Below are 21,398 nucleotides of genomic sequence, written 5' to 3'. Positions count from 1 at the left end.
CCTCGGGTGTCCCGACGCCCATCAGGTAGCGCGGCTTCTGGCTCGGCAGCAGGTGCGGCGTGTGGCGCATGATCCGCAGCATCTCGTCCTTCGGCTCGCCCACCGAGACGCCGCCGATGGCGTAGCCGGGCAGGTCCAGTTCCACCAGCCCGTTCAGCGACTCCTCGCGCAGGTTCTCGAACATGCCGCCCTGCACGATGCCGAACAGTGCGTTCGGGTTCTCCAGCCGCTCGAATTCCGCCTTCGAGCGTTTCGCCCAGCGCATCGACAGCTCCATCGACACCCGCGCTTCCTTCTCGCTGGTGATGTGGCCGCTGCCCTTGACGCCTTGCCAGTACGGCGTGCACTCGTCGAACTGCATGACGATGTCGGAGTTCAGCACCGTCTGGATCTGCACGCTGATCTCGGGCGTGAGGAACAGCTTGTCGCCGTTGACGGGCGAGGCGAACTTGACGCCTTCCTCGCTGATCTTGCGCATCTCGCCGAGCGACCAGACCTGGAAGCCGCCCGAGTCGGTGAGGATGGGCTTGTGCCAGTTCTCGAACTTGTGCAGGCCGCCGAACTGCGCCATCACGTCGAGGCCGGGGCGCATCCAGAGGTGGAAGGTGTTGCCCAGGATGATCTGCGCGCCCATCTCTTCGAGCGAGCGCGGCATCACGCCCTTGACGGTGCCGTAGGTGCCCACGGGCATGAAGATGGGGGTGTCGACGACGCCGTGGTTGAGCGTCAGGCGACCGCGGCGCGCGTGGCCTTCGGTGCCGAGGAGTTGGAATTGCAGCATGGCCGCGATTGTCTCAGGCTGCCCAGGGTCGCGCGTTTCTTGATCTGGGTGAAGTCCTGGCGCGGGGCGCAGTTTTAGAGTGGGCCATTCCCACCAACAGAAGGATCCACCGATGTTCCCCGAATACCGCGACCTGATCAGCCAGCTCAAGACCACCGACCACCACTTCGCGAACCTGTTCGACAGGCACAACGCACTGGACCAGGAGATCAAGAACATGGAGGCCCGCATTCTCGGCGGCACCCACGAGGAGATCGAGGCAGCCAAGAAGGCAAAGCTGGTCCTGAAGGACCAGCTCCACGCCATTCTGCGCAAGGCCGGCGCCACCGCCTGACTGGCGGCACCGGTCGGCGTCCGGCTCAGGCCGGGGCGCTGGTGCGGATCAGGTGATCGAACGCGCTCAGTGCCGCGGTCGATCCCGCACCCATCGCGATGATGATCTGCTTGTAGGGCACGGTGGTCACGTCCCCTGCGGCGAACACGCCCGGCACGGAGGTCTGGCCACGGTCGTCGATGATGACCTCGCCGCGTCCGCTCAGCTCCACCGTGCCGCGCAGCCAGTCGCTGTTGGGCAGCAGGCCGATCTGCACGAAGATGCCTTCGAGGTCCACACGGTGCAGCGTGCCGTTGGTGCGGTCCTGGTAGCTCAGCCCGTTGACCTTCTGGCCATCGCCGTGGACCTCGGTGGACAGCGCCGAGACGAGGACGGTGACGTTGGGCAGGCTGTGCAGCTTCTTCTGCAGCACGGCGTCGGCGCGCAGTTGCTTGTCGAACTCGATCAGCGTGACGTGGCGGACGATGCCGGCCAGGTCGATCGCCGCCTCCACGCCCGAGTTGCCGCCACCGATCACCGCCACGCGCTTGCCCTTGAACAGCGGGCCGTCGCAGTGCGGACAGTAGGCCACGCCCTTGTTGCGGTACTCGGCTTCTCCGGGCACGTTCATCTGGCGCCAGCGTGCGCCGGTCGAGATGATCACCGTCTTGCTGCGCAGGCTGGCGCCGTTCTCCAGCTGCACCTCGATCAGGCCACCCGGTTCGCTCGCCGGAACCAGCGATGCGGCGCGCTGCAGATTCATCACGTCCACGTCGTACTGCCTGACGTGCTGCTCCAGTGCGGCGGCGAGTTTCGGGCCGTCGGTTTCCTTCACCGAGATGAAGTTCTCGATGCCCATCGTGTCGAGCACCTGCCCACCGAAGCGCTCGGCCGCCACGCCAGTGCGGATGCCCTTGCGCGCTGCATAGATGGCGGCTGCCGCACCAGCCGGACCACCACCGACGATCAGCACGTCGAAGGCCTCCTTGGTGGCGATGTTCTTCGCCTCGCGGTCGGCAGCACCTGTGTCGATCCTGGCCAGGATCTCGGCCAGCTCCATCCGCCCGGACGAGAACATCTGGCCGTTCAGGTAGACGCACGGCACGCCCATGATCTGGCGCTCGTCGATCTCTGCCTGGAACATCGAGCCTTCGACTGCCGTGTGGCGGATGCGCGGATTGAGCGCTGCCAGCAGGTTGAAGGCCTGCACCACGTCCGGGCAGTTGTGGCAGGTCAGGGACATGTAGGTCTCGAAGACCAGATCCTGGCCGGGATCGAGCGCCTGGATCTGCGCGACCAGGTCGGCCTCGATCTTTGGCGGGTAGCCGCTGGTCTGCAGCAGCGCGAGGACCAGCGACGTGAACTCGTGGCCCATCGGCAGACCTGCGAAGCGCACGCCGGTGTCAGCGCCGGCTCGGGTGATCTGGAACGACGGCACGCGCTCGCCTGCCGTGGCGCCGGTGCGCACGCTCAGCTTGCCGGCCGGGGCGACCGAGGCCACGTCTGCCACCAGTTCGAGCAGCTGGCGGGCATTGGCGCTGTCGTCGGTGAAGGTGACGATCTCGATCGGCTGCACGAGGCGTTCGAGGTAGCTCTTCAACTGGTGCTTGAGGGGGGCGTCCAACATGATCGGAACTCCTTCGGGTCGGTGGCGATGTGGTGGCTGTCGAGGTACAGGCGCGTCAGGCCGGAAGGGCTGCACGGGCTGCAATCCTTCGGGTCCGGGGTCGGTGCGTGGTGTGTGGATCTCCTGCCTCGGCTGAGGCAGGAGGAAGACCGGTGTGCCCGCCAGTGCAGGTTCCCGGTCTTCGGGGATCGTCAGATCTTGCCGACGAGGTCCAGCGACGGGGTGATGGTCGCAGCGCCTTCGTTCCACTTGGCCGGGCAGACCTGGCCGGGGTGGGCGGCGGTGAACTGGGCCGCCTTCAGCTTGCGCAGGGTTTCCTTGACGTCACGGGCGATCTCGTTCGAGTGGATCTCGGCGGTCTTGATGACGCCGTCCGGATTGATCACGAAGGTACCGCGCAGTGCCAAGCCTTCTTCCGGAATGTGCACGCCGAACGCGTTGGTCAGCGTGTGGGTCGGGTCACCCACCAGCGGGAACCGGGCCTTGCCGACGGCCGGCGAGGTCTCATGCCACACCTTGTGCGAGAAGTGGGTGTCCGTCGTGACGATGTAGACCTCGGTGCTGGCCTTCTGGAACTCGGCATAGTTGTCGGCCGCGTCCTCGATCTCGGTCGGGCAGTTGAACGTGAAGGCCGCGGGCATGAAGATCAGGACCGACCACTGGCCCTTCAGGCTGGCGTCGGACACTTCGACGAACTGGCCGTTGTGGAAGGCGGTGGTCTTGAACGGCTGGACTTGGGTGTTGATCAGGGACATGCGTGGACTCCTTGGGTCGCGGGGTGAAAGGATCAAGGACAGGTCGAGATCCGATGGCCTGAATCTTAGCCCCCGCGAATGAATTGAGCTAATTGATAGTTTATTTACTATCAATAGTAAATGGCTATTTACTGATCGATTCTTGAGCCCATCCTGTCGCTTCACCGTCTGGCTGCACTGGCGAACTCGTCGAACGAAGCGACTGCGCTGGCTGCATACATCAGCGACGGCCCGCCGCCCATGTAGGTGGCCACGCCAAGCGCCTCATCGACCTCCTGGCGCGTGGTGCCGAGCCTGACCAGTGTCTGTGTGTGAAAGCCAATGCACGGATCGCAGCGCGCCGCCACGCTGAGCGCCAGCGCGATCAGCTCCTTGGTTTTCTGATCGAGAGCGCCGTTGGCGGTGGCGGCACGCCCGAGGTCGTTGAACGCTTTCATCACTTCAGGCGTGCTGATGCGCAGGCTGGCAATGTGTCCGGAGACGGCCTGGGTCAGGCCGCGGTAGCTGTCAGGAGCAGGGGTCATGGAGGGGCCTCGTGGACGGGATGGGACGAGCCGTGATTGGGCATCTCGCACAGACCGCAGGGCTTGCCATGCATCAATGGGGATGGCGACGGCTGGTCGGCTTGCTGTTTTGTAATGAGAATGGTTATCATTAGCAAACTTTCTCCTTTCCTTGTTCTCGGACCTCATCGCCAATGCACTGCCATCTCCCTTGCCCTGCCCATGACCGCCTGCCCGCCCGACGGCTGACTGCATCGCTCGGAGCGCTGGCTGCCGGCTTCGGTTTCGGACTGGCCTGGCCGGCCCAGGCCGGGGCTGTCGATCCGGCGCCTGCCGAGGCCGAAATCTCGACGCTGCGCAAGATCACGGTCAAAGGCAAGGCCGACACCGAGCGTGGCAAGGACTCTCTGCAGACCACGACCACCGCCATCGGCAAGGGCCAGCAGGAACTGCGCGACATTCCGCAGTCCATCACCGTGGTGACGGAGCGTCTGATCGATGACCGTCACCTCGACACCCTCAAGGACGCACTGCGCAGCACCGCCGGCATCAGCTTCCTGGCTGCCGAGGGCGGCGAGGAGGACATCCGCCTGCGCGGCCTGCCGCTGCAGAGCACGGGCGATGTCTTTGTGGATGGCATGCGCGACCCGGCCTTCTACGAGCGGGATAACTTCTTTCTCGACCGGGTGGAGGTGATGCGCGGCTCGGCGTCGATGCTGTTCGGGCGTGGATCGACCGGTGGCGCCGTCAACCAGGTCACCAAGGTGCCAGGTGCACTGGACGAGCACCAGATCGACGTGACGCTGGGCAGCCACCGCTACCAGCGTGTGGTCGGTGACTTCAATCTCCGCACCGGCGAGCGCGCCGGGCTGCGCCTGGGCGTGATGAACACCACCGCCGACAACAACGGGGCGGGTTCTTCGCTGGACAAGACGGGGCTGGCTGGCGCCTACCGCTGGGGCATTGGCGAGCGCGACGAGTTCACGCTTGGCTTCTCGCACCTCGACAACGACAACGGCATGAACTACGGTCTGCCGTGGATCCGCCCGACCGCCACGTCTGGTGCCGGCGAGACCACGCTGCTGCCGCTGGATCCGGGTGCCTACTACGGCCTCGCCAGCGACCGCAACGCTGGCGAGGCCACCACCGCCACCGCCAGCCACACCCACCGTTTCGGTCAGGGTGTGGAGCTGACCAGCAAGGTGCGCATCGGCCGCTACGACCGCGACCAGCGCGCCAGCGCCATCCGGCTGTGCACCCGCACCGTCAATGCCGCTACCGGCGCTGTCACCAATCCGCAGTGTCCGACCTCGAACACGCTGACCAACTTCGGCGATGCGACGGTCTTCACACGCGGCACCAACCTGAAGATCCAGGACCTGCAGACGCTCTATGCCCAGACCGATTTCAGTGGCAAGTTCAAGGCGCTCGACATGCAGCATGAGGTGCTGGCGGGTGCGGACTTCGCCTATGAGAAGAAGAGCGTCCACGCCGCGCTGACCGTGGCACAGGGCGGTGTCGTGCCGACGAAGGTCAACACCACCGTCGGCACCCCGGACGACGGCGCCTCGGTCGACGAAAGCCTGCGCTCGCTGCGTGTCAGCAGCCAGTACGTCTCGCGCGGTCTGGGCATCTATGCCCAGGACCTCGTGCAGGTGGTACCGATGTGGAAGGTACTGGCCGGCCTGCGCTACGACCGGCTGGCTGGCGACTACGACACCTTCACCATCCCTGCTGCCGCCGTCACGCCGGTCACCCTGACCAGTTACCGCATGCAGGTGTCCGAGTGGAGCCAGCGTGCGGGCGTGCTGTTCCAGCCGAGCGAGCGGCTGTCCTTCCACCTGTCCGGTGCCACGTCGTTCAACACGTCGGGTGACGCCTATTCGCTGGGCGCCTCGAATGTCGACACGCCGCCCGAGAAGGCGATCAACCTGGAACTGGGCGGGCGCGCCGAGTCGCAGGACGGCCGCTTCTCGGCCCGTTTCGCGCTCTTCCGTTCGACCAAGCTCAACGAGCGCAACACCGACCCGCTGGACAACCTGGTGACCCTGTCGGGCCAGCGCCATGCCGCCGGGGCCGAGCTGGACCTGGCCGGTCGCCTGACGGTGGCGTGGGAGGTCTACGGCTCCTACCTCTGGATGCCGGTGGCGAAGATCGATGTGGCGGTGCCTTGCACGGCGTCGGCCACGGTGACCTGCGTGCAGACCGAGGCGCAGGGGGACCGCCCCTCGCTGTCGCCGCGCCACAGCGGCACCTTCTGGACCACCTACCAGCTCACGCCGACGTGGCGCATCGGCGGCGGCCTGAATGCCCGCAGCAGCCAGACACCCAACCGCAACCCTGGCTGGGCTGCGCCGAAGTTCATCACCGGGGACCTGATGGCCGAGTACACGTTCAGCGAGGCGTTCATCGTCAAGGCCAACCTCAGCAACGTGACCAACAAGCTCTACGCCGAGTCGCTCTATTCCGCCCACTACGTGCCGGGTGCGGGCCGGCTGCTGCAGGTCACCGGTTCGTTGAAATTCTGATCCGGGGCGCACCGCGATGCTGATCCATATTCCCGGCGTGTTCGACGCCGACATGCTGGCCCGTGCCCGTGCGCTGCTGGTGGACGCACCCTGGACCGATGGTGCAGCCACCGCCGGTGTCCAGGCGGCCCAGGTCAAGCGCAACTGGCAATTGCCGCTGGCCTGCGCTGCGGCGCAGGCGCTGCCAGCGATGGTGCTCGGGGCGCTGGAGCGGCATCCGGTGTTCTTCTCCGCGGCGCTGCCGAAGAGGGTGTTCCCACCGATGTTCAACCGCTACGGTGGCGACGCGAACCATTACGGTGCGCATGTGGACAACGCGATCCGCTACACGCCTGGCCGTGGCGAGCGGGTGCGCACCGACCTGAGCGCCACGCTCTTCCTCACCGAACCCGCGGACTACGACGGTGGAGAACTGGTGATCGAGGACACCTACGGCGAGCAGCGCGTGAAGCGCGCGGCCGGAGACCTGGTGCTCTACCCGGGCACCAGTGTCCACCGGGTCGAGCCGGTCACCCGGGGCCACCGGGTGGCGGGCTTCTTCTGGATCGAGAGCCTGGTGCGCAGCGACGAGCAGCGCCGCCTGCTGCACGACATGGACCGGTTCCTGGTGCACCTGCGCAGCGTGGTGGGCGAGACCGATCCCGGCGTGGTCGGCCTGACCGGGACGTACCACAATCTGCTGCGCCAGTGGGCGGACACCTGACATGGACACGCACCCCTCCTGGCACATGAATGCCTCTCCCGACGCGCTCGGCCCCGGTGCCAAGCGCGCCTTGCTCGGCACGATGCTGGGCGCGCACCTGCTGGCAGGCTGGGCGCTGCTGCAGGTGCCTGCCGTGCGGGAAGCTGCATCCGAGGTGGCGCCGATGGTGGTCGATCTGGTCGCGCCGACACCCGAGGCACCGCCCCCGCCCCAGCCCAGGGTCCAGCCGAAGACACCGCCCCTGCCGGCGCCGGTGATCGCTGCCAGGCCGCCCCCGTTGCCGCCCCCTCCTTCGGTGGTCACGGCCACCCCGCCACTGCCCGAGCCCCCGCCGATGCACCCGCCCGAGGCTCCGCCCGCTCTGCCGGCGCCACCCGCCCCTGTGGCCCCGCCCGTTCCGCCGACTCCGGCACCAGCCCTGGCACCGGCCACGCCACGGCAGGTCGTGCTGACCGACAGTGACTGGGTGCGCGTGCCCGAGATCGAGTACCCGTTGTCCTCGCGCCGACTGAAAGAGGAGGGCACCGTCACCGTGCGGGCGCTGATCGACGCCCGCGGCGTGCCGAAGCAGGTGGTGCTGCAGCGTTCGTCCGGCCATGCCCGGCTGGACCAGCAGGCCCTGCGCGCGGCGATGACCGCCCGCGTCAGACCACGCACCGAGAACGGTGTGCCCTTCGAGTTCTGGATCGCGATGCCGCTCGCATTCGAGCTGGAAGACTGATCCCGCAGATTTCACAGATTCCACAGGAGAACACCATGGGCTTTGGCCATTTCCTTTCCCAGTCCGACGCTGTCGGCCAGACGCTGCTGGCGATCCTCGTGCTGATGTCGATCGCCTCGTGGGCGCTCATCGCCATCAAGGGGGTCACGCAGATCCTGCGCAGCCGGCGCAGCGACAAGTTCCTGCGCTTCTTCTGGAACGCCTGCTCGCTCGACGAGGTCGATGCCGAGATCCGTGCCCAAGGCGTCGCCGATCCCTTCGGCCACCTCGCCGCCCATGCGATCCGCGCCCAGGCGCACCACGCCAGGACCGGTGCCGCCAAGTTGCAGGAGGCGGGCACCTCGCAGGAGTTCGTCACCCGCACCATCAAGAAGGTGCTCGACGAGGAGACCACCCAGCTCGAAAACGGCCTGACCACGCTGGCCACCATCGGCGCGACTGCGCCCTTCGTCGGCCTGTTCGGCACGGTCTGGGGCGTCTACCACGCGCTGCTGGCCATCGGCATGGGCAGTGCGGGCACGCTGGACAAGGTGGCCGGTCCGGTCGGCGAGGCGCTGATCATGACGGGCATCGGGCTGGCGGTCGCCATTCCCGCGGTGATGGCCTACAACGCGATCCACCGCAGCAACCGGGTGCTCAATGGTCGGCTGGACGCCTTCGCTTTCGAGCTGCTGACCTTCCTCACCACCGGCTCGACGCTGCGGCCGGGCACGTCGTCCGCCACGGTCGCTGTCTGAAGGAGCCCGTGCCATGGCCTTCGCCAGTTTCGACCGCCAGTCTCCGGGTGCCCCGGTGTCCGAGATCAACATGGTGCCCCTCATCGACGTGCTGCTCGTGCTGCTGGTCATCTTCATCGTCACGGCGCCGCTGCTGACCCATTCCGTCAAGCTGGAGCTGCCGCAGGCGACCAGCCAGGTGAACCCGCCCGTGCCGCTGAAGATCGAGTTCGCGATCGATGCGGCGGGTCAGCGCTACTGGAACGGTGAGCGTGTCAGCCGCGAGGACGCCGCTGCGCGCTTCGCCCTGGAAGGGCGCCAGTCGGTGCAGCCTGAAATCCATCTGCGTGCCGACCAGGACACCGCCTATCGCCACGTGGCGCAGACGCTGGCAGATGCGTCCAGGGCCGGACTGACCAAGGTCGGCTTCGTGAGCCAGCCCGAGGTGAAATGAGTCCTGCCGCCACACCGCCTGCCGCACTGGTCTGCCTGGCCGACTACGCGGCCGCAGCCCGCGCCCGGCTCGACGACAACGCCTGGGCCTACGTCGACGGTGGCGCCGCCGACGAACGGACCCTGGCGGCCAATGTGCAGGCGTGGGGCGACATCCCGTTGTCTGCACGGGTGCTGCGCCCGATGGCTGGTGGACACACGCGGGTCACGCTGCTCGGCCGCACGCTGGCGCACCCGATCCTGCTGGCGCCCGTGGCCTACCAGCGGCTGGCGCACCCGGATGGCGAACTGGCCGTCGCGCAGGCTGCGGCGGCGTTGCAGGCTGGCATGGTGCTGAGCACGCAGTCGTCCGTGCCGGTCGAAGCCGTGGCGCGGATCCTCTGCACCGATCCGGCCGCCGGGCCGCTGTGGTTCCAGCTCTACCTGCAGCACGACCGTGGCTTCACGCTGGATCTGGTGCGGCGCGCCGAGGCGGCCGGCTGCGAGGCGCTGGTGCTGACAGTCGATGCGCCGGTGCAGGGTGCACGCGACCGCGAGCGGCGCACCGGCTTCCGGTTGCCACCGGGCGTTCGGGCGGTGCACCTCGACGGCCTGCCGCCGCGACCGGCGCGTGCCCTCGGGCCAGGACAGAGCGCGCTGTTCGACGGCCTGCTCGCGGACACGCCGACCTGGGACGACGTGGCCTGGCTGCGTGCGCAGACCCGGCTCCCGCTGCTGCTCAAGGGCGTGACACATCCCGAGGATGCACGGCTGGCGCAGTCGGCCGGTGTGGACGGGCTGGTCGTTTCCAACCATGGCGGGCGCACGCTCGACACGCTGCCGGCCACGGCCACGCTGCTGCCACGCATCGCCGACGCCGTGGGCGGAGATCTGCCGCTGCTGGTCGATGGCGGCATCCGGCGCGGCACCGATGTGCTGAAGGCGCTGGCGCTGGGCGCGCGGGCGGTGCTGATCGGGCGGCCGGTCGTGCATGCACTGGCGGTGGGTGGCGCACGCGGGGTGGCCCATGTGCTGCGGTTGCTGCGCGATGAACTGGAGATCGCGATGGCCTTGACCGGCTGCACGACGCTGGACAACGTGGAGATACACCGACTCCAACTTGACGCAGGGCAAACCGAACGCCCTCCGGCTGGCTATAGTGACTGCCTGTTCGATGCACGCGCACGATTGCCAACCTCCGATGAAGGCCCTGCTTGTCGATGACCATGCGCTGTTCCGCTCCGGCCTGATGCTGCTGCTGGCGGCCCGTTTCCCGGCGGTGGTCATGCGCGAGGCGGACGGGTTGACTTCCGCGCTGGCGCATCTGTCGGCCGAGCCGGACATCGAACTGGTCCTGCTCGACCTCGGGCTGAGCGACAGCCAGGGTCTGTCGACCCTGCGCCAGTTGCGCGCGGTATCGGACGAACTGACCCTCGTGGTGCTCTCCGCCAGCGACGATGTCGAGACGATGATGGCGGCCCTCAACGAGGGGGCGGCCGGCTTCATCCCCAAGACAACCCGTGGCAAGGTCGTCGAGCAGGCCCTGCGGGTGGTGCTCGGTGGCGGCATCTACCTGCCGCCGGTGGTGTACAGCGCCGTGGCCCCGCTGCCCGAGCTGGAACAGACCGACGAGGAGCGTGCGGCCGAAGCCATCGACCGCCTCGGCCTGTCGCCGCGCCAGATCGACGTGCTGCGCCTGCTGACTGCCGGTCAGTCCAACAAGGTGATCTGCCGCGAGCTGTACCTGGCCGAATCCACCATCAAGACCCATCTGCTGGCCCTGTTCCGCAAGCTGGGCGTGAACTCGCGCACCGAAGCGGTGGTGGCGGCGGCGCGGATCGGGCTGAAATTCCCGAATGGTTGACGGATCCGGACGTGTCAGCCCGCGACCACGCGCACGGCCGCCCGGTGCACCTCGGGCTCCGAGTCGAAGCGGTCGAACCCGGTGTAGCAGAGGAAATGCCGGTTCGCGGCTCGGCCGAACAGCGCCATGCCCAGCCGTGTCGCCAGGTCGTGCCCCATCTGCGTGACGCCATTGCGGGACACGATGATCGGCACACCCATGTGGGCAGCCTTCATCACCATCTCACTGGTGAGCCGGCCGGTCGTGTAGAAGGTCTTGTCACCGCCGTCCACGCCGTGCAGCCACATCCAGCCGGCGATGGTGTCGATGGCGTTGTGGCGACCGACGTCCTCGATGAACATCAGCAGCTGCGTGCCGAGGAACAGCGCGCAGCCATGGACCGAACCGGCCTTGCGGTGGATGCTGTCCTGCTGGCGCATCACGTCGAGCAGGCCGTTGAGCGTGCCCTGGCGGATGCGTGCTGCGCGGGAGTCGGGCAGCTGGAGGGCGTCCACCTGGTCCATCACGTCGCCGAAGACAGTGCCCTGGCCGCAGCCCGTGGTGACGACGCGCCGGCCAGTGCGGGTGTCGAGGTCCGGGATGCCCGCGCGGGTGCGCACAGCCGCTGCGCCCACGTCCCAGTCCACCGTGATCGACTCGATGTCGGCCAGGTCCTGCGCCAGCCGCTGGTTGCGCAGCCAGCCCAGCACCAGCAGCTCCGGGCTCGCGCCCAGCGTCATCAGCGTGACCAGTTCGCGCTTGTCCACGAAGATGGTCAGCGGACGCTCGGCCGGGATGGAGATCGTGCGGCGCTCGCCGTACTCGTCCATGACCTCGATCTCGCGCAGCAGCGTGTCGCGCGCCGCCGTCATCCGGGGCGCATCGTGGCGCGGGTCGGGCGAGGACGCGGCGAAGGCCATGGTTCAGCTCTTGGAGGCCGCCGCCGCCGGCGCAGCGGAGGCCGCCTCGGGCGGCGTGTACACAAAGGGTCCCGGGTCCGCGCAGGCGGGGGTCTCGACGGCCGGCTTGATGTCCTGGCCTGCCGCCTTGGCCCTGGTGCGGTAGTCGGCGGCGACCTTGTCCATCGACAGACAGAGCTTGTAGGCGTCGACCTTGCCGGCGTGGGCAGTCCTGGCTGCCGCTTCGGCGGCCTTGGCCCTGGCTTCCTCGCTCGTGGCGGGCAGCTTGGCAACAGCGGCGCCGACGAGCGCGGCCAGCAGCAGGATGACGGGGAGGGTGCGCTTCATGCGGGTCGACTCGCGTTGGAGGAGGGCGCCACCGACGAGGCGATCGGGGTGGAGCGCTGCGCCGGGATCTTGCCGGCCTGGATGTCGGCGTACCAGAGCGCGTGGTGTTCCTGGGCCCAGCCCTCGTCGACGTAGCCGGTGCGCATGCCGTCGTAGGCGCCCTTCATGCCGATGGTACCGATGTAGATGTGGCCCATGAACAGGGTCATCATCAGCACGGTGGCCGTGCCGTGGACCATGTTGGCGATCTGCATGTCGCTGCGCAGGCTGCCGAAGCCGGGCACCACCTTGTCGAGCACCAGCCCCGAGGCCACCACGACCAGTCCCAGCACGAACACGCCGCCCCAGAACACCAGTTTCTCGCCGGCGTTGTAGCGGTGTGATGGCACTTCGTGGCCGCCGAGCAGGCCGCCGCCCGTGCGCAGCCAGGCCAGGTCACCGCTGCGCGGCAGGTTGTCGCGTGCAAAGGTGACGATCACGATGAGCAGCGAAACCGCGAACAGCGGGCCAGCGAAGTTGTGCGCGTTCTTCAGGGCGAAGGTGAGCCAGCCGAACAGCGTGTGGCCCATCACCGGCAGCAGCACGAACTTGCCGAACGCCATCACCAGCCCGGACACGGCGAGCACCACGAAGGCGATCGCATTGAGCCAGTGCGCCGAGCGCTCCAGCGGGGTGAATCGCTCGACCATGCGGCCGGTGTCGGGGGTGTGGCCACCGAGTGCACCCTGGTGCCAGTGGAACAGCGCGATGGCCAGCCCGACGATCAGCAGCAGCGAGCCGCCATACGGAATGATCCACTGGTTGCGTGCCTGTCGCCACGCCTCGCCGGCGGTGCTCAGGCGCGCGCCGGGGTACTGCGTGAGCGACTGGATCAGCACACCCTTCTCGGCACCGGGCAAGGACGCGTAGCCCGGCTGCGTGCCCGTTGCGCGCGCGGTGCGCCAGACCGGGGCGTTGTTGCCGGGCTGGCTCTTGCGGCGCTCGGCGGCGGTGTCGTCGGGGTGCGGCTCGGCGGGGGTGACGAAGCCGGCGGGTGCACCGGACATCGCCGGGGCCGAGGCGGCATCGCCCGTTTGCGCTCCGGCCGTGCTGGTGGCCAGCAGTGCGGCGGCCAGCAGCAGGGCGCCCAGGTGGCGGATCAGCTTGGACATCGCCGCTCCTCACGGCCGCGCAGGGGCGCGGACGTACTCGTTCTGGTTCTGGTTGCGGGACTTGATCTGCGCTTCCCACGCGGCCTTGTCGCCGCCGGCGTACGGGGCCTGATCGGGTTTCTTGGCCTGCAACTCCTGTGTGCGCTCGCCGCAGCCGGCCAGCGTGGCGGTCAGCGCGACGACCAGCATCAGCGCACGGCGGGGGACTGGAGCGGTGTTCATGACTTGGGTGCCTCCGCCGTGGCAGGGGTGGCCGGGGCGGGTGTGGCGCCCGTGGTCGGCTTGCCGTACGCGGTGCCCCAGCCCCAGACTTCGCTGCCCTTGCCGCGCTGGACCACGCGGGTGCGGAAGATGTCGGCCACCACGTCGCCATCTCCTGCCAGCAAGGCCTTGGTCGAACACATCTCGGCGCAGGCCGGCAGCTTCCCCTCGGCCAGCCGGTTGCGGCCGTACTTCTCGTACTCGGCCTGGCTGGTGTTTTCCTCCGGGCCGCCGGCGCAGAAGGTGCACTTGTCCATCTTGCCGCGCAGGCCGAAGGTGCCGTTGCTCGGGAACTGCGGCGCGCCGAACGGGCAGGCGTAGCTGCAGTAGCCGCAGCCGATGCACACATCCTTGTCGTGCAGCACCACGCCTTCGTCGGTGCGGTAGAAGCAGTCCACCGGACAGACCGCCATGCACGGCGCGTCCGAGCAGTGCATGCAGGCCACCGAGATCGACTTCTCGCCGGGAATGCCGTCGTTGAGCGTGACGACGCGGCGGCGGTTGACGCCCCAGGGCACGTCGTGCTCGGCCTTGCAGGCGGTGGCGCAGCCGTTGCATTCGATGCAGCGCTCCGAGTCGCAGATGAATTTCATTCGGGCCATGTGGGTGCTCCGTTCAGGCTTTCTCGACCTGGCAGACCGTGGTCTTGGTCTCTTGCATCATCGTCACGCTGTCGTAGCCGTAGGTCGTGCCGGTGTTGATCGCCTCGCCCCGCACCACGGGCATCGCGCCCTCCGGGTAGTGCGCGGCCAGGTCAGCCCCGCCCCAGTGGCCCGAGAAGTGGAAGGGCAGCCAGACGGTGCCCTCGTCGACCCGCTCGGTGACGAGGGCCTTCACGCGCAGGCCCTTGAACGCCGGCACGGCGGCCATCGGCGGCGTCTTGACCCACACGTACTCGCCGTTGCGGATGCCCCGGTCGTTGGCCGCCTTGGGGTTGATCTCGATGAACATGTCCTGCTGCAGTTCAGCCAGCCAGGGGTTCGAGCGCGTCTCCTCCCCACCGCCCTCGTACTCGACCAGCCGGCCCGAGGACATGATCAGCGGGAAGGTCTTGCCGATGTCCTTGTTCTTCTCCTGCACCGACTTGTAGAGCGTGGGCAGGCGCCAGAAGGCCTTCTTGTCGTCGTGGGTCGGGTACTTGGCGACCAGGTCAGCGCGGGTCGAATACAGCGGCTCGCGGTGCTGCGGGATCGGATCGGGGAAGTTCCAGACCACGGCACGGGCCTTGGCATTGCCGAAGGGGTGGCAGCCGTGGACCCTCATCACCACGCGGATGATGCCGCCCGACGGGTCGGTCTTCCAGTTCTTGCCCTCGGCGGCCGTCTTCTCGGACTCGGTCAGATCGTCCCACCAGCCGAGTTTCTTCAGCAGGACGTGGTCGAATTCCGGGTAGCCGGTGGTCAGGTCGGCACCCAGCGAGTGCGAGCCATCGGCGGCCAGCAGCGAGGTGCCGTCGCGCTCGACGCCGAAGTTGGCGCGGAAGTTGCCGCCGCCGTCCATGACGTGCTTGCTGGTGTCGTAGAGGTTGGGCGAGCCGGGGTGTTTCAGCTCAGGCGTGCCCCAGCATGGCCAGGGCAGGCCGAAGTAGTCCCCGTCCAGCACATAGCCGGTTTCCTTGTCGATGCCGCCCTTGGCCTGGAGCGTCTTCACGTCGAAGACATTCATGTTGCGCATGTGCGCCTTCAGGCGTTCCGGGCTGTGGCCGGTGTAGCCGATGGTCCAGACGCACTTGTTGATCTCGCGCAGGATGGACTCGGTCTCCGGCTCCATCAGGTTGCCCTTGGCCGGCACCATCTTGAAGTTCTTGACCAGTTCGGCGCCGAAGCCGAGCTTCTCGGCGAACTGGTACATGATCATGTGGTCGGTGCGCGATTCCCACAGCGGCTCGATCACCTTCTCGCGCCACTGCAGCGAGCGGTTCGAGGCGGTGCAGGAACCACTGGTCTCGAACTGCGTGCAGGCCGGCAGCAGGTAGACCGCGCGGTTCGGGTTCAGGTCGTCCTTGTTCCCGGGCATCGCGGCCATGGCGGCGGTGGCGCTCGGGAAGGGGTCGATCACCACCAGGAGGTCCAGCTTGTCCATCGCCCGCTTCATCTCCAGCCCGCGCGTCTGCGAGTTCGGCGCGTGGCCCCAGAAGACGAGGCCGCGCAGGTTCGAGTCCTGGTCGATCAGCTCGTTCTTCTCCAGCACGCCGTCGATCCAGCGCGAGACCGTCATGCCGGACTTGGTCATCATGCCCGGCGCGTACTGCTTCTTGATCCACTCGTAGTCGACGCCCCAGGTCTTGGCGAAGTGTTTCCAGGCCCCCTCGGCCAGGCCGTAGTAGCCGGGCAGCGAGTCCGGGTTCGGACCGACATCGGTGGCCCCTTGCACGTTGTCGTGGCCGCGGAAGATGTTGGTGCCGCCGCCGGACTTGCCGACGTTGCCCAGCGCGAGCTGCAGCAGGCACGACGCCCGCACGATCGCGTTGCCGATGGTGTGCTGCGTCTGTCCCATGCACCAGACGATGGTGCCGGGGCGGTTGTCGGCCAGGATCTTGGCGACCTTGTAGCAGGTGGCCTCGTCGACGCCGCAGGCGTCCTGCACCTTGTCCGGCGTCCACTTGGTCAGGCACTCTTCACGCACCTTGTCCATGCCCCAGACACGGTCTTCGAGGTACTTCTTGTCTTCCCAGCCGTTCTTGAAGATGTGGTGCATCACGCCGAACAGGAAGGGAATGTCCGAGCCCGAACGGATGCGCACGTACTCGTCCGCCTTCGCCGCGGTGCGGGTGAAGCGCGGATCGACCACGATCATCTTGCAGCCCGTCTCCTTGGCGTGGAGCATGTGCAGCATCGACACGGGGTGCGCCTCGGCCGCGTTCGATCCGATGTAGATCGCCGAACGCGCGTTCTGCATGTCGTTGTAGGAGTTGGTCATCGCGCCATAGCCCCACGTGTTCGCGACACCCGCGACGGTGGTGGAGTGGCAGATGCGCGCCTGGTGGTCGGTGTTGTTCGAGCCCCAGAAGCTGACCCACTTGCGCAGCAGGTAGGCCTGCTCGTTGCTGTGCTTGCTGGATCCGACGATGAAGAGCGAGTCCGGCCCGCTCTGCTTCTTCAGCTCCAGCATCTTCGCGCTGATCTCGGTCAGCGCCTCGTCCCACGAGATGCGCTTGTACTTGCCGTCGACCAGCTTCATCGGGGTCTTCAGCCGGTACTCGCCATGGCCATGCTCGCGCAGTGCGGCGCCTTTCGCGCAGTGGGCGCCCATGTTGATCGGTGAATCGAACACGGGCTCCTGCCGCACCCAGACGCCGTTCTCCACCACCGCGTCCACCGCGCAGCCGACCGAGCAGTGGCCGCAGACGGTGCGCTTGACCTCGATCTTCTTGCTGCCATTGGTTGGCGCGGACGCCGCGTCCGCCGCCTCGACGCGCTGGACCAGCGTCAGCTGCGACGCAGCCAGTCCGGCGCCCACGCCCAGGCCGGAGCGGCGCAGGAAGGCGCGGCGGTCTAGCGTCGGGATCGCCCGGCCGATGCCGCGGGACAGGCTGGACACCAGCGGGGACGGGGACGAGCCAGTGGTGGCCGGGGCGGCGCGGCGGGTGAGCAGCATGGGGGTCTCCTCTGATCCTCAGACCTTGGCGGTCTGGTAGTAGCGCCGGACGTGCTCGGTCAACTGGTAGCCGCTGGTGGTGTCGGTGGCGGGCCGGGGTTGTGCGGTAGCTTGCGGCGGTGCAGGCGTGACCGGCAGCACGGCGGCGACCGTGGCCAGTGCGCCGACCGTGCCGGCGCCGGCAAAGACCCTGCGGCGGGTCGGATGGGGCATGGGGGACTGGGTGGACTGGCTCATTGATGCGCTCCGCAGCTGGACACCGGCGATTAGGTTGCGGTTATGCACCGTCGGCAATAAGGGGACTCCCTAGCCGGTGCCGCGGCGCGCAGCCTTGGGGATTCCGCTCTTGGACTTTGGCGACCGATGCGTAGACTGCGGTGCATGACCGAGACATTGGTGGAGATTGCGCAGCAGATCCCGAAGATCCGCGTGGCCGTGGTGATCGAGCGGCAGCGCCAGCCCAGCCCCTGGGAGGACTGGCGCTTCACCGTGGCCGATGTGGTGGTGAACGACGGGCGGTATGGCGATACGCCGCGCCTGCTCCGTGATGACGGGCAGGCGGCGCAGTTCCTGTTTCCGGAGCTGCCCGTCGAGCTGCGCCGCGACGAAGGGGAGGGCTACTTCCTCAACCTGACCTCGGGCGCACCGGTCTGGTTCGTCATGTGGCGCATCGACGCAGAGGATCCGTCGCGGGCCTGGCCCGAGCGGGTCACGCTGTCGTACAACGAGGCCGGGCGCCTGATGGATGCGCAGGAGCGGGTCGACAACCGGCCGCTGCCTGCCGAGGTGCGCGACTGGCTGCAGGACTACACCGATGCCCACTACCGGCCCGAACCGAAGAAGCGCCGCCGCCCGGTGTCCTTCGTCGCACCGGACCAGCGGGATTGAACATGGCGGTGGACCCAGAACCCGCAGGCGGTTTCCTGTCGCGCTGGTCGCGTCGCAAGGCGCAGGTGCAGCAAGGTGCGCCGGTGGCCGAGGTGCTGCCGCCGGTTCCCGCCACGCCGGTCGCCCCGCCGGAGCCTGCGCTGCCCACGCTGGCGGACGCCGCACAGCTCACCCCCGCCTCCGACTTCACCCGCTTCATCGCCCGCGGTGTCGACCCGTCGGTGAAGAACGCGGCACTGAAGACACTGTTCACCGACCCGCATTTCAATGTGATGGACGGCCTCGACACCTACATCGAGGATTACGGCCTCCCCGACCCGCTGCCGCTGGCGATGCTGCGCCAGATGACGCAGTCGAAGGCGCTCGGCCTGTTCGCCGACGAAGACGAAGAGAAAACCGCTGATGAAAACACTGCTGTGCGACTGCAACCGGACGATGCCGCTGGACACGAGGGCGATCGCCCGGACGCTGGCGCAGACGCCGGGGGCGAGCGCGGACGGGCTGGAGACGGCGCACACCCTGCTGTGCCGACGTGAGGCCGGCGCCTTCCAGCGTGCGGCCAAGGCCACCGGGCCGGGCCAGGCGCTGCTGGTGGCCTGCACGCAGGAGAGCCGGCTCTTCCTCGATCTGAACGCCGAGACGGCAGGAGCGCCTGGCCTGGACGAGCGCCCGATCCACTTCGTCAACCTGCGCGAGACCGGCGGCTGGTCCCGCGACGCCAAGGCCGCCACGCCCAAGCTCGCCGCGCTGATCGCCGCGGCGCAGCTGCCGGATGTCCAGCCGGTGACGACGGTGCCCTACCACTCGGCCGGGCGCTGCCTGGTGATCGGCCCGGCGGACGTGGCGCAGCAGGCGGCGGCGATGCTGCGCGACCGGCTCGATGTGATGCTGCTGGTGGACGAGCCCACGGGCACCGGTGGATCGCTGGCGCAGCGCCACGACCTGCCGGTCTTCGCCGGGCGGGTGACACGGCTGCGTGGCTGGCTGGGGGCGTTCGAGGTGCAGTGGACGTCGGCCAACCCGATCGACCTCGACCTCTGCACCCGCTGCAACGCCTGCCTCGACGCCTGCCCGGAAGGTGCGATCGACTTCCGCTACCAGATCGACCTGGACCGCTGCAAGGACCACCGCGACTGCGTGCAGGTCTGCGATGCGGCCGGCGCGATCGACTTCGACCGTGCGCCGCTGGTCACCGACGAGCGTTTCGACCTCGTGCTGGACCTGCGCGAGATGCCGGCCTTCTCGCAGCACCAGCCGCCGCAGGGCTATTTCCATGCACCGCAGGGTGCGGGCGCGCCGGAACGCCTGTTTGACGCCGTGCTCCAGCTGCGCGAACTGGTCGGCACCTTCGACAAGCCGAAGTTCTTCCAGTACCAGCACCGCCTGTGCGCCCACAGCCGCAACGAGCAGATCGGCTGCACCGCGTGCATCGACGTGTGCTCGACCCGCGCCATCTCCAGCGATGCGTCCCGCAAGGGCAAGGCGAAGACCGCGCAGGCGGGTGGCATCGTCGTCGAGCCGCACCTGTGCGTGGGCTGCGGCGCCTGCACGACGGTGTGCCCGAGCGGGGCGCTGAGCTTCGCGTATCCGGGGCCGGTCGATCAGGGGCGGCGGCTGCACCGCCTGGTCTCGACCTACGCCCGCGCGGGCGGCAAGGACGCGGCGCTGCTGCTGCACAGCGAGCAGGCCGGCGCCCGGCTGATCGACGACCTCGGCCGTGCGGCCCGGGTCGATCGGGCCACGCACGGTGTGCCGGCGCGGGTGCTGCCGGTGGCGGTGTGGCACACAGCGAGTGTCGGCATCGACCTGTGGCTGTCCGCCATCGCGCAGGGCGCCAGCCAGGTCTTCGTCCTGCTGACCGCGGAAGAGGCGCCCGAGTACCGCGCTGCGCTGGCCGAGCAGATGGCAGTGGCGCAGGCGCTGCTGACCGGGCTGGGCTACGCCGGCGAGCACTTCAAGCTGATCGAGGCGCGTGACGCCCGCGATCTGGCCGCGCTGGACACTGCACTGCGCGCCGCGCCGGCCCAGTGCGTCGCGCAGCCCACGCCCATCGTCGCCCAGGCCGACAAGCGTGCGACGCTCGACCTGGTGATCGACCACCTGAGCGCCCACGCGCCGGTGCGGGCCGACGTGGTCGTGCTGCCCAAGGCCGGTGCGCCATTCGGCGCCGTGCTGGTGGACACCGCGGCCTGCACGCTCTGCCTGAGCTGCGTCGGCGCCTGTCCCGAGAACGCGCTGGCCGACAACCCCGAGCGCCCGCAGCTGAAGTTCACCGAAAAGAACTGCGTGCAGTGCGGCCTGTGCGAGACGACCTGTCCGGAAGGCGCGATCACCCTGGTGCCACGCCTGCTGCTGGCCGACGAGGGCAGGGCGCGCCGCCAGCCCCGCGTGCTGCACGAGGTCGAGCCCTTCCGCTGCATCCGCTGCAGCAAACCCTTCGGCACGCTCAAGGTGATCGAGAACATGGTGGCCAAGCTGTCCGCGCACCCGGCGTTCCAGGGCGCGGCGGCCGACCGGCTGAAGATGTGCGGCGACTGCCGGGTGATCGACCTCCACCGCAATGCCAGCGAAGTCCGCATCACCGACGTGCCGCGCGGCACTCCCCGGTACTGAACCGATTCCGAGCCGAGTCCCGACCCCATGAACGACCACGATCCCCGTGCCCTGAGTTTCGCCAGCGCCGACCACAGCGAGGAACTCGCCCGCGCCGAGCTGTACGGCCTGCTCGCGCGGCTGTGGATGGCGCCACCGGACGCCGCCCTGCTGGCGCAGTTCCGCGTCGCCGTCACCGAGGCACCGGAGGCCGGCAGTCTGCTCGAAGCGCCGTGGCAGGCGCTGGTCGCCGCGTTGCGCGCCACCACGCCGGATGCGGCTGCCGACGAATACGACGCGCTGTTCGGCGGCGTCGGCAAGCCGGAGGTGTTCCTCTACGGCTCGTTCTACCTGGCTGGTTTCCTCCACGAGAAGCCGCTGGCCGCGCTGCGCACCGATCTGGCCGCGCTCGGCCTGACCCGTGATCCGTCGCGCGGCGAGACCGAGGACCACATCGCCTACGGCTGCGAGGTGATGCGCTACCTGATCGCGGGAGACGACATCGCCGTGTGCAACCTGGAGCAGCAGCGGCGGTTCTTCCGCGGCCATCTGCAGACCTGGGTCGCCGAGCTGTGCAGCGCCGTCGAGGCCCATCCGCGGGCCCGGATCTGGTGCGAGGTCGCTCGGCTCATGCGGGTGTTTTCCGAGATCGAAACGCAGGGTTTCGACCTGCTGGAGGTTTGACGATGGAAACGAACCTGCCGATCGACCTGCAGGACATCACCGGCCTCGTCCTGGCC

The 21,398-nt window shown here is 68.2% G+C and carries 23 protein-coding genes; 12 read left to right on the top strand and 11 right to left on the bottom strand.

The window, feature by feature from the left end; genetic code table 11:
- The coding region (tgt, locus tag AB3X43_RS14110) for a tRNA guanosine(34) transglycosylase Tgt (protein WP_369430494.1) at window positions 1–781 on the bottom strand (781 nt) is incomplete at its 3' end.
- 112 nt (window positions 782–893) lie between these two features.
- On the opposite strand from tgt, the gene AB3X43_RS14105 reads away from it, so the two are divergent.
- Window positions 894–1,115 carry an HP1242/YdcH family protein gene (locus AB3X43_RS14105; protein ID WP_369430493.1) on the top strand — a complete coding sequence of 74 codons (222 nt, stop codon included), beginning with the start codon at window positions 894–896 and terminating at the stop codon, window positions 1,113–1,115.
- A gap of 25 nt (window positions 1,116–1,140) precedes the next feature.
- Here the strand turns inward: AB3X43_RS14105 and ahpF are convergent, their stop codons facing one another.
- From ahpF to AB3X43_RS14090, 3 genes are all read right to left on the bottom strand, one after another.
- Window positions 1,141–2,721, bottom strand: coding sequence for an alkyl hydroperoxide reductase subunit F (gene ahpF / locus AB3X43_RS14100; protein ID WP_369430492.1), 1,581 nt, complete (start codon window positions 2,719–2,721; stop codon window positions 1,141–1,143).
- A gap of 191 nt (window positions 2,722–2,912) precedes the next feature.
- Window positions 2,913–3,476, bottom strand: coding sequence for an alkyl hydroperoxide reductase subunit C (ahpC, locus tag AB3X43_RS14095; protein WP_369430491.1), 564 nt, complete (start codon window positions 3,474–3,476; stop codon window positions 2,913–2,915).
- A gap of 161 nt (window positions 3,477–3,637) precedes the next feature.
- Window positions 3,638–4,000 carry a carboxymuconolactone decarboxylase family protein gene (locus AB3X43_RS14090; protein ID WP_369430490.1) on the bottom strand — a complete coding sequence of 121 codons (363 nt, stop codon included), beginning with the start codon at window positions 3,998–4,000 and terminating at the stop codon, window positions 3,638–3,640.
- A 173-nt stretch (window positions 4,001–4,173) separates the two neighbouring features.
- Here AB3X43_RS14090 and AB3X43_RS14085 point away from each other — a divergent pair, with 173 nt between their 5' ends.
- The 7 genes from AB3X43_RS14085 to AB3X43_RS14055 are packed head-to-tail and all read left to right on the top strand — an operon-like array spanning window position 4,174 to window position 10,943.
- Window positions 4,174–6,507: a TonB-dependent receptor gene (locus AB3X43_RS14085; RefSeq protein ID WP_369430489.1), complete on the top strand. Its 2,334-nt coding sequence runs from the start codon at window positions 4,174–4,176 to the stop codon at window positions 6,505–6,507.
- A gap of 16 nt (window positions 6,508–6,523) precedes the next feature.
- Window positions 6,524–7,210, top strand: coding sequence for a Fe2+-dependent dioxygenase (locus AB3X43_RS14080; protein WP_369430488.1), 687 nt, complete (start codon window positions 6,524–6,526; stop codon window positions 7,208–7,210).
- Between the two features lies 1 nt (window position 7,211).
- On the top strand, window positions 7,212–7,931 hold the full coding sequence (locus tag AB3X43_RS14075; RefSeq protein ID WP_369430487.1) for an energy transducer TonB: 720 nt from the start codon (window positions 7,212–7,214) through the stop codon (window positions 7,929–7,931).
- Between the two features lie 35 nt (window positions 7,932–7,966).
- On the top strand, window positions 7,967–8,668 hold the full coding sequence (locus AB3X43_RS14070; protein WP_369430486.1) for a MotA/TolQ/ExbB proton channel family protein: 702 nt from the start codon (window positions 7,967–7,969) through the stop codon (window positions 8,666–8,668).
- Window positions 8,669–8,681: 13 nt separating this feature from the next.
- Window positions 8,682–9,101: an ExbD/TolR family protein gene (locus tag AB3X43_RS14065; RefSeq protein WP_369430485.1), complete on the top strand. Its 420-nt coding sequence runs from the start codon at window positions 8,682–8,684 to the stop codon at window positions 9,099–9,101.
- Window positions 9,098–10,303 (top strand): alpha-hydroxy acid oxidase, encoded by a 1,206-nt coding sequence (locus AB3X43_RS14060; RefSeq protein ID WP_369430484.1) that lies wholly within the window; start codon window positions 9,098–9,100, stop codon window positions 10,301–10,303. The genes AB3X43_RS14065 and AB3X43_RS14060 overlap by 4 nt, the downstream gene beginning before the upstream one ends.
- Window positions 10,281–10,943: a LuxR C-terminal-related transcriptional regulator gene (locus tag AB3X43_RS14055; protein ID WP_369430483.1), complete on the top strand. Its 663-nt coding sequence runs from the start codon at window positions 10,281–10,283 to the stop codon at window positions 10,941–10,943. Before AB3X43_RS14060 ends, AB3X43_RS14055 begins: the two co-directional genes overlap by 23 nt.
- A 14-nt stretch (window positions 10,944–10,957) precedes the next feature.
- Here the strand turns inward: AB3X43_RS14055 and AB3X43_RS14050 are convergent, their stop codons facing one another.
- The 7 genes from AB3X43_RS14050 to AB3X43_RS14020 are packed head-to-tail and all read right to left on the bottom strand — an operon-like array spanning window position 10,958 to window position 17,415.
- Window positions 10,958–11,842: a formate dehydrogenase accessory sulfurtransferase FdhD gene (locus AB3X43_RS14050; RefSeq protein ID WP_369430482.1), complete on the bottom strand. Its 885-nt coding sequence runs from the start codon at window positions 11,840–11,842 to the stop codon at window positions 10,958–10,960.
- A gap of 3 nt (window positions 11,843–11,845) precedes the next feature.
- Window positions 11,846–12,169, bottom strand: coding sequence for a hypothetical protein (locus AB3X43_RS14045; RefSeq protein ID WP_369430481.1), 324 nt, complete (start codon window positions 12,167–12,169; stop codon window positions 11,846–11,848).
- Complete coding sequence (locus AB3X43_RS14040; protein ID WP_473965127.1) at window positions 12,166–13,320, bottom strand: formate dehydrogenase subunit gamma; 1,155 nt, start codon at window positions 13,318–13,320, stop codon at window positions 12,166–12,168. The genes AB3X43_RS14045 and AB3X43_RS14040 overlap by 4 nt, the downstream gene beginning before the upstream one ends.
- Window positions 13,321–13,329: 9 nt before the next feature.
- Window positions 13,330–13,542, bottom strand: coding sequence for a hypothetical protein (locus AB3X43_RS14035; RefSeq protein WP_369430480.1), 213 nt, complete (start codon window positions 13,540–13,542; stop codon window positions 13,330–13,332).
- A complete protein-coding gene (gene fdh3B, locus AB3X43_RS14030) occupies window positions 13,539–14,183 on the bottom strand; it encodes a formate dehydrogenase FDH3 subunit beta (RefSeq protein ID WP_369430479.1) in 645 nt (214 codons plus the stop codon). The genes AB3X43_RS14035 and fdh3B overlap by 4 nt, the downstream gene beginning before the upstream one ends.
- A gap of 13 nt (window positions 14,184–14,196) precedes the next feature.
- Window positions 14,197–17,178 (bottom strand): formate dehydrogenase subunit alpha, encoded by a 2,982-nt coding sequence (locus AB3X43_RS14025; RefSeq protein WP_369430478.1) that lies wholly within the window; start codon window positions 17,176–17,178, stop codon window positions 14,197–14,199.
- 18 nt (window positions 17,179–17,196) lie between these two features.
- Window positions 17,197–17,415, bottom strand: coding sequence for a formate dehydrogenase (locus AB3X43_RS14020; RefSeq protein WP_369430477.1), 219 nt, complete (start codon window positions 17,413–17,415; stop codon window positions 17,197–17,199).
- 144 nt (window positions 17,416–17,559) lie between these two features.
- Here AB3X43_RS14020 and AB3X43_RS14015 point away from each other — a divergent pair, with 144 nt between their 5' ends.
- The 4 genes from AB3X43_RS14015 to AB3X43_RS14000 are packed head-to-tail and all read left to right on the top strand — an operon-like array spanning window position 17,560 to window position 21,342.
- Entirely contained in the window at window positions 17,560–18,066 is a 507-nt protein-coding gene (locus AB3X43_RS14015) for a DUF3305 domain-containing protein (protein WP_369430476.1), read from the top strand.
- A gap of 2 nt (window positions 18,067–18,068) precedes the next feature.
- Window positions 18,069–18,602 (top strand): DUF3306 domain-containing protein, encoded by a 534-nt coding sequence (locus tag AB3X43_RS14010; RefSeq protein WP_369430475.1) that lies wholly within the window; start codon window positions 18,069–18,071, stop codon window positions 18,600–18,602.
- Window positions 18,502–20,679: a 4Fe-4S dicluster domain-containing protein gene (locus AB3X43_RS14005; RefSeq protein WP_369430495.1), complete on the top strand. Its 2,178-nt coding sequence runs from the start codon at window positions 18,502–18,504 to the stop codon at window positions 20,677–20,679. The genes AB3X43_RS14010 and AB3X43_RS14005 overlap by 101 nt, the downstream gene beginning before the upstream one ends.
- 27 nt (window positions 20,680–20,706) lie before the next feature.
- Complete coding sequence (locus AB3X43_RS14000) at window positions 20,707–21,342, top strand: TorD/DmsD family molecular chaperone (protein WP_369430474.1); 636 nt, start codon at window positions 20,707–20,709, stop codon at window positions 21,340–21,342.
- The last annotated feature ends 56 nt before the right edge of the window (window positions 21,343–21,398 follow it).

The sequence above is a fragment of the Sphaerotilus sp. genome, assembly GCF_041083715.1.
GTDB lineage: Bacteria > Pseudomonadota > Gammaproteobacteria > Burkholderiales > Burkholderiaceae_C > Sphaerotilus.
This window is presented reverse-complemented; position numbering and strand designations above follow the sequence as displayed.

What these genes read in the sequence shown, in the direction of transcription:
- AB3X43_RS14105 (WP_369430493.1), top strand. Translation starts at nt 894, where the DNA reads ATGTTCCCCGAATACCGCGACCTGATCAGCCAGCTCAAGACCACCGAC.
- ahpF (WP_369430492.1), bottom strand. Translation starts at nt 2,721, where the DNA reads ATGTTGGACGCCCCCCTCAAGCACCAGTTGAAGAGCTACCTCGAACGC.
- ahpC (WP_369430491.1), bottom strand. Translation starts at nt 3,476, where the DNA reads ATGTCCCTGATCAACACCCAAGTCCAGCCGTTCAAGACCACCGCCTTC.
- AB3X43_RS14090 (WP_369430490.1), bottom strand. Translation starts at nt 4,000, where the DNA reads ATGACCCCTGCTCCTGACAGCTACCGCGGCCTGACCCAGGCCGTCTCC.
- AB3X43_RS14085 (WP_369430489.1), top strand. Translation starts at nt 4,174, where the DNA reads ATGCACTGCCATCTCCCTTGCCCTGCCCATGACCGCCTGCCCGCCCGA.
- AB3X43_RS14080 (WP_369430488.1), top strand. Translation starts at nt 6,524, where the DNA reads ATGCTGATCCATATTCCCGGCGTGTTCGACGCCGACATGCTGGCCCGT.
- AB3X43_RS14075 (WP_369430487.1), top strand. Translation starts at nt 7,212, where the DNA reads ATGGACACGCACCCCTCCTGGCACATGAATGCCTCTCCCGACGCGCTC.
- AB3X43_RS14070 (WP_369430486.1), top strand. Translation starts at nt 7,967, where the DNA reads ATGGGCTTTGGCCATTTCCTTTCCCAGTCCGACGCTGTCGGCCAGACG.
- AB3X43_RS14065 (WP_369430485.1), top strand. Translation starts at nt 8,682, where the DNA reads ATGGCCTTCGCCAGTTTCGACCGCCAGTCTCCGGGTGCCCCGGTGTCC.
- AB3X43_RS14060 (WP_369430484.1), top strand. Translation starts at nt 9,098, where the DNA reads ATGAGTCCTGCCGCCACACCGCCTGCCGCACTGGTCTGCCTGGCCGAC.
- AB3X43_RS14055 (WP_369430483.1), top strand. Translation starts at nt 10,281, where the DNA reads ATGAAGGCCCTGCTTGTCGATGACCATGCGCTGTTCCGCTCCGGCCTG.
- AB3X43_RS14050 (WP_369430482.1), bottom strand. Translation starts at nt 11,842, where the DNA reads ATGGCCTTCGCCGCGTCCTCGCCCGACCCGCGCCACGATGCGCCCCGG.
- AB3X43_RS14045 (WP_369430481.1), bottom strand. Translation starts at nt 12,169, where the DNA reads ATGAAGCGCACCCTCCCCGTCATCCTGCTGCTGGCCGCGCTCGTCGGC.
- AB3X43_RS14040 (WP_473965127.1), bottom strand. Translation starts at nt 13,320, where the DNA reads ATGTCCAAGCTGATCCGCCACCTGGGCGCCCTGCTGCTGGCCGCCGCA.
- AB3X43_RS14035 (WP_369430480.1), bottom strand. Translation starts at nt 13,542, where the DNA reads ATGAACACCGCTCCAGTCCCCCGCCGTGCGCTGATGCTGGTCGTCGCG.
- fdh3B (WP_369430479.1), bottom strand. Translation starts at nt 14,183, where the DNA reads ATGGCCCGAATGAAATTCATCTGCGACTCGGAGCGCTGCATCGAATGC.
- AB3X43_RS14025 (WP_369430478.1), bottom strand. Translation starts at nt 17,178, where the DNA reads ATGCTGCTCACCCGCCGCGCCGCCCCGGCCACCACTGGCTCGTCCCCG.
- AB3X43_RS14020 (WP_369430477.1), bottom strand. Translation starts at nt 17,415, where the DNA reads ATGAGCCAGTCCACCCAGTCCCCCATGCCCCATCCGACCCGCCGCAGG.
- AB3X43_RS14015 (WP_369430476.1), top strand. Translation starts at nt 17,560, where the DNA reads ATGACCGAGACATTGGTGGAGATTGCGCAGCAGATCCCGAAGATCCGC.
- AB3X43_RS14010 (WP_369430475.1), top strand. Translation starts at nt 18,069, where the DNA reads ATGGCGGTGGACCCAGAACCCGCAGGCGGTTTCCTGTCGCGCTGGTCG.
- AB3X43_RS14005 (WP_369430495.1), top strand. Translation starts at nt 18,502, where the DNA reads ATGCCGCTGGACACGAGGGCGATCGCCCGGACGCTGGCGCAGACGCCG.
- AB3X43_RS14000 (WP_369430474.1), top strand. Translation starts at nt 20,707, where the DNA reads ATGAACGACCACGATCCCCGTGCCCTGAGTTTCGCCAGCGCCGACCAC.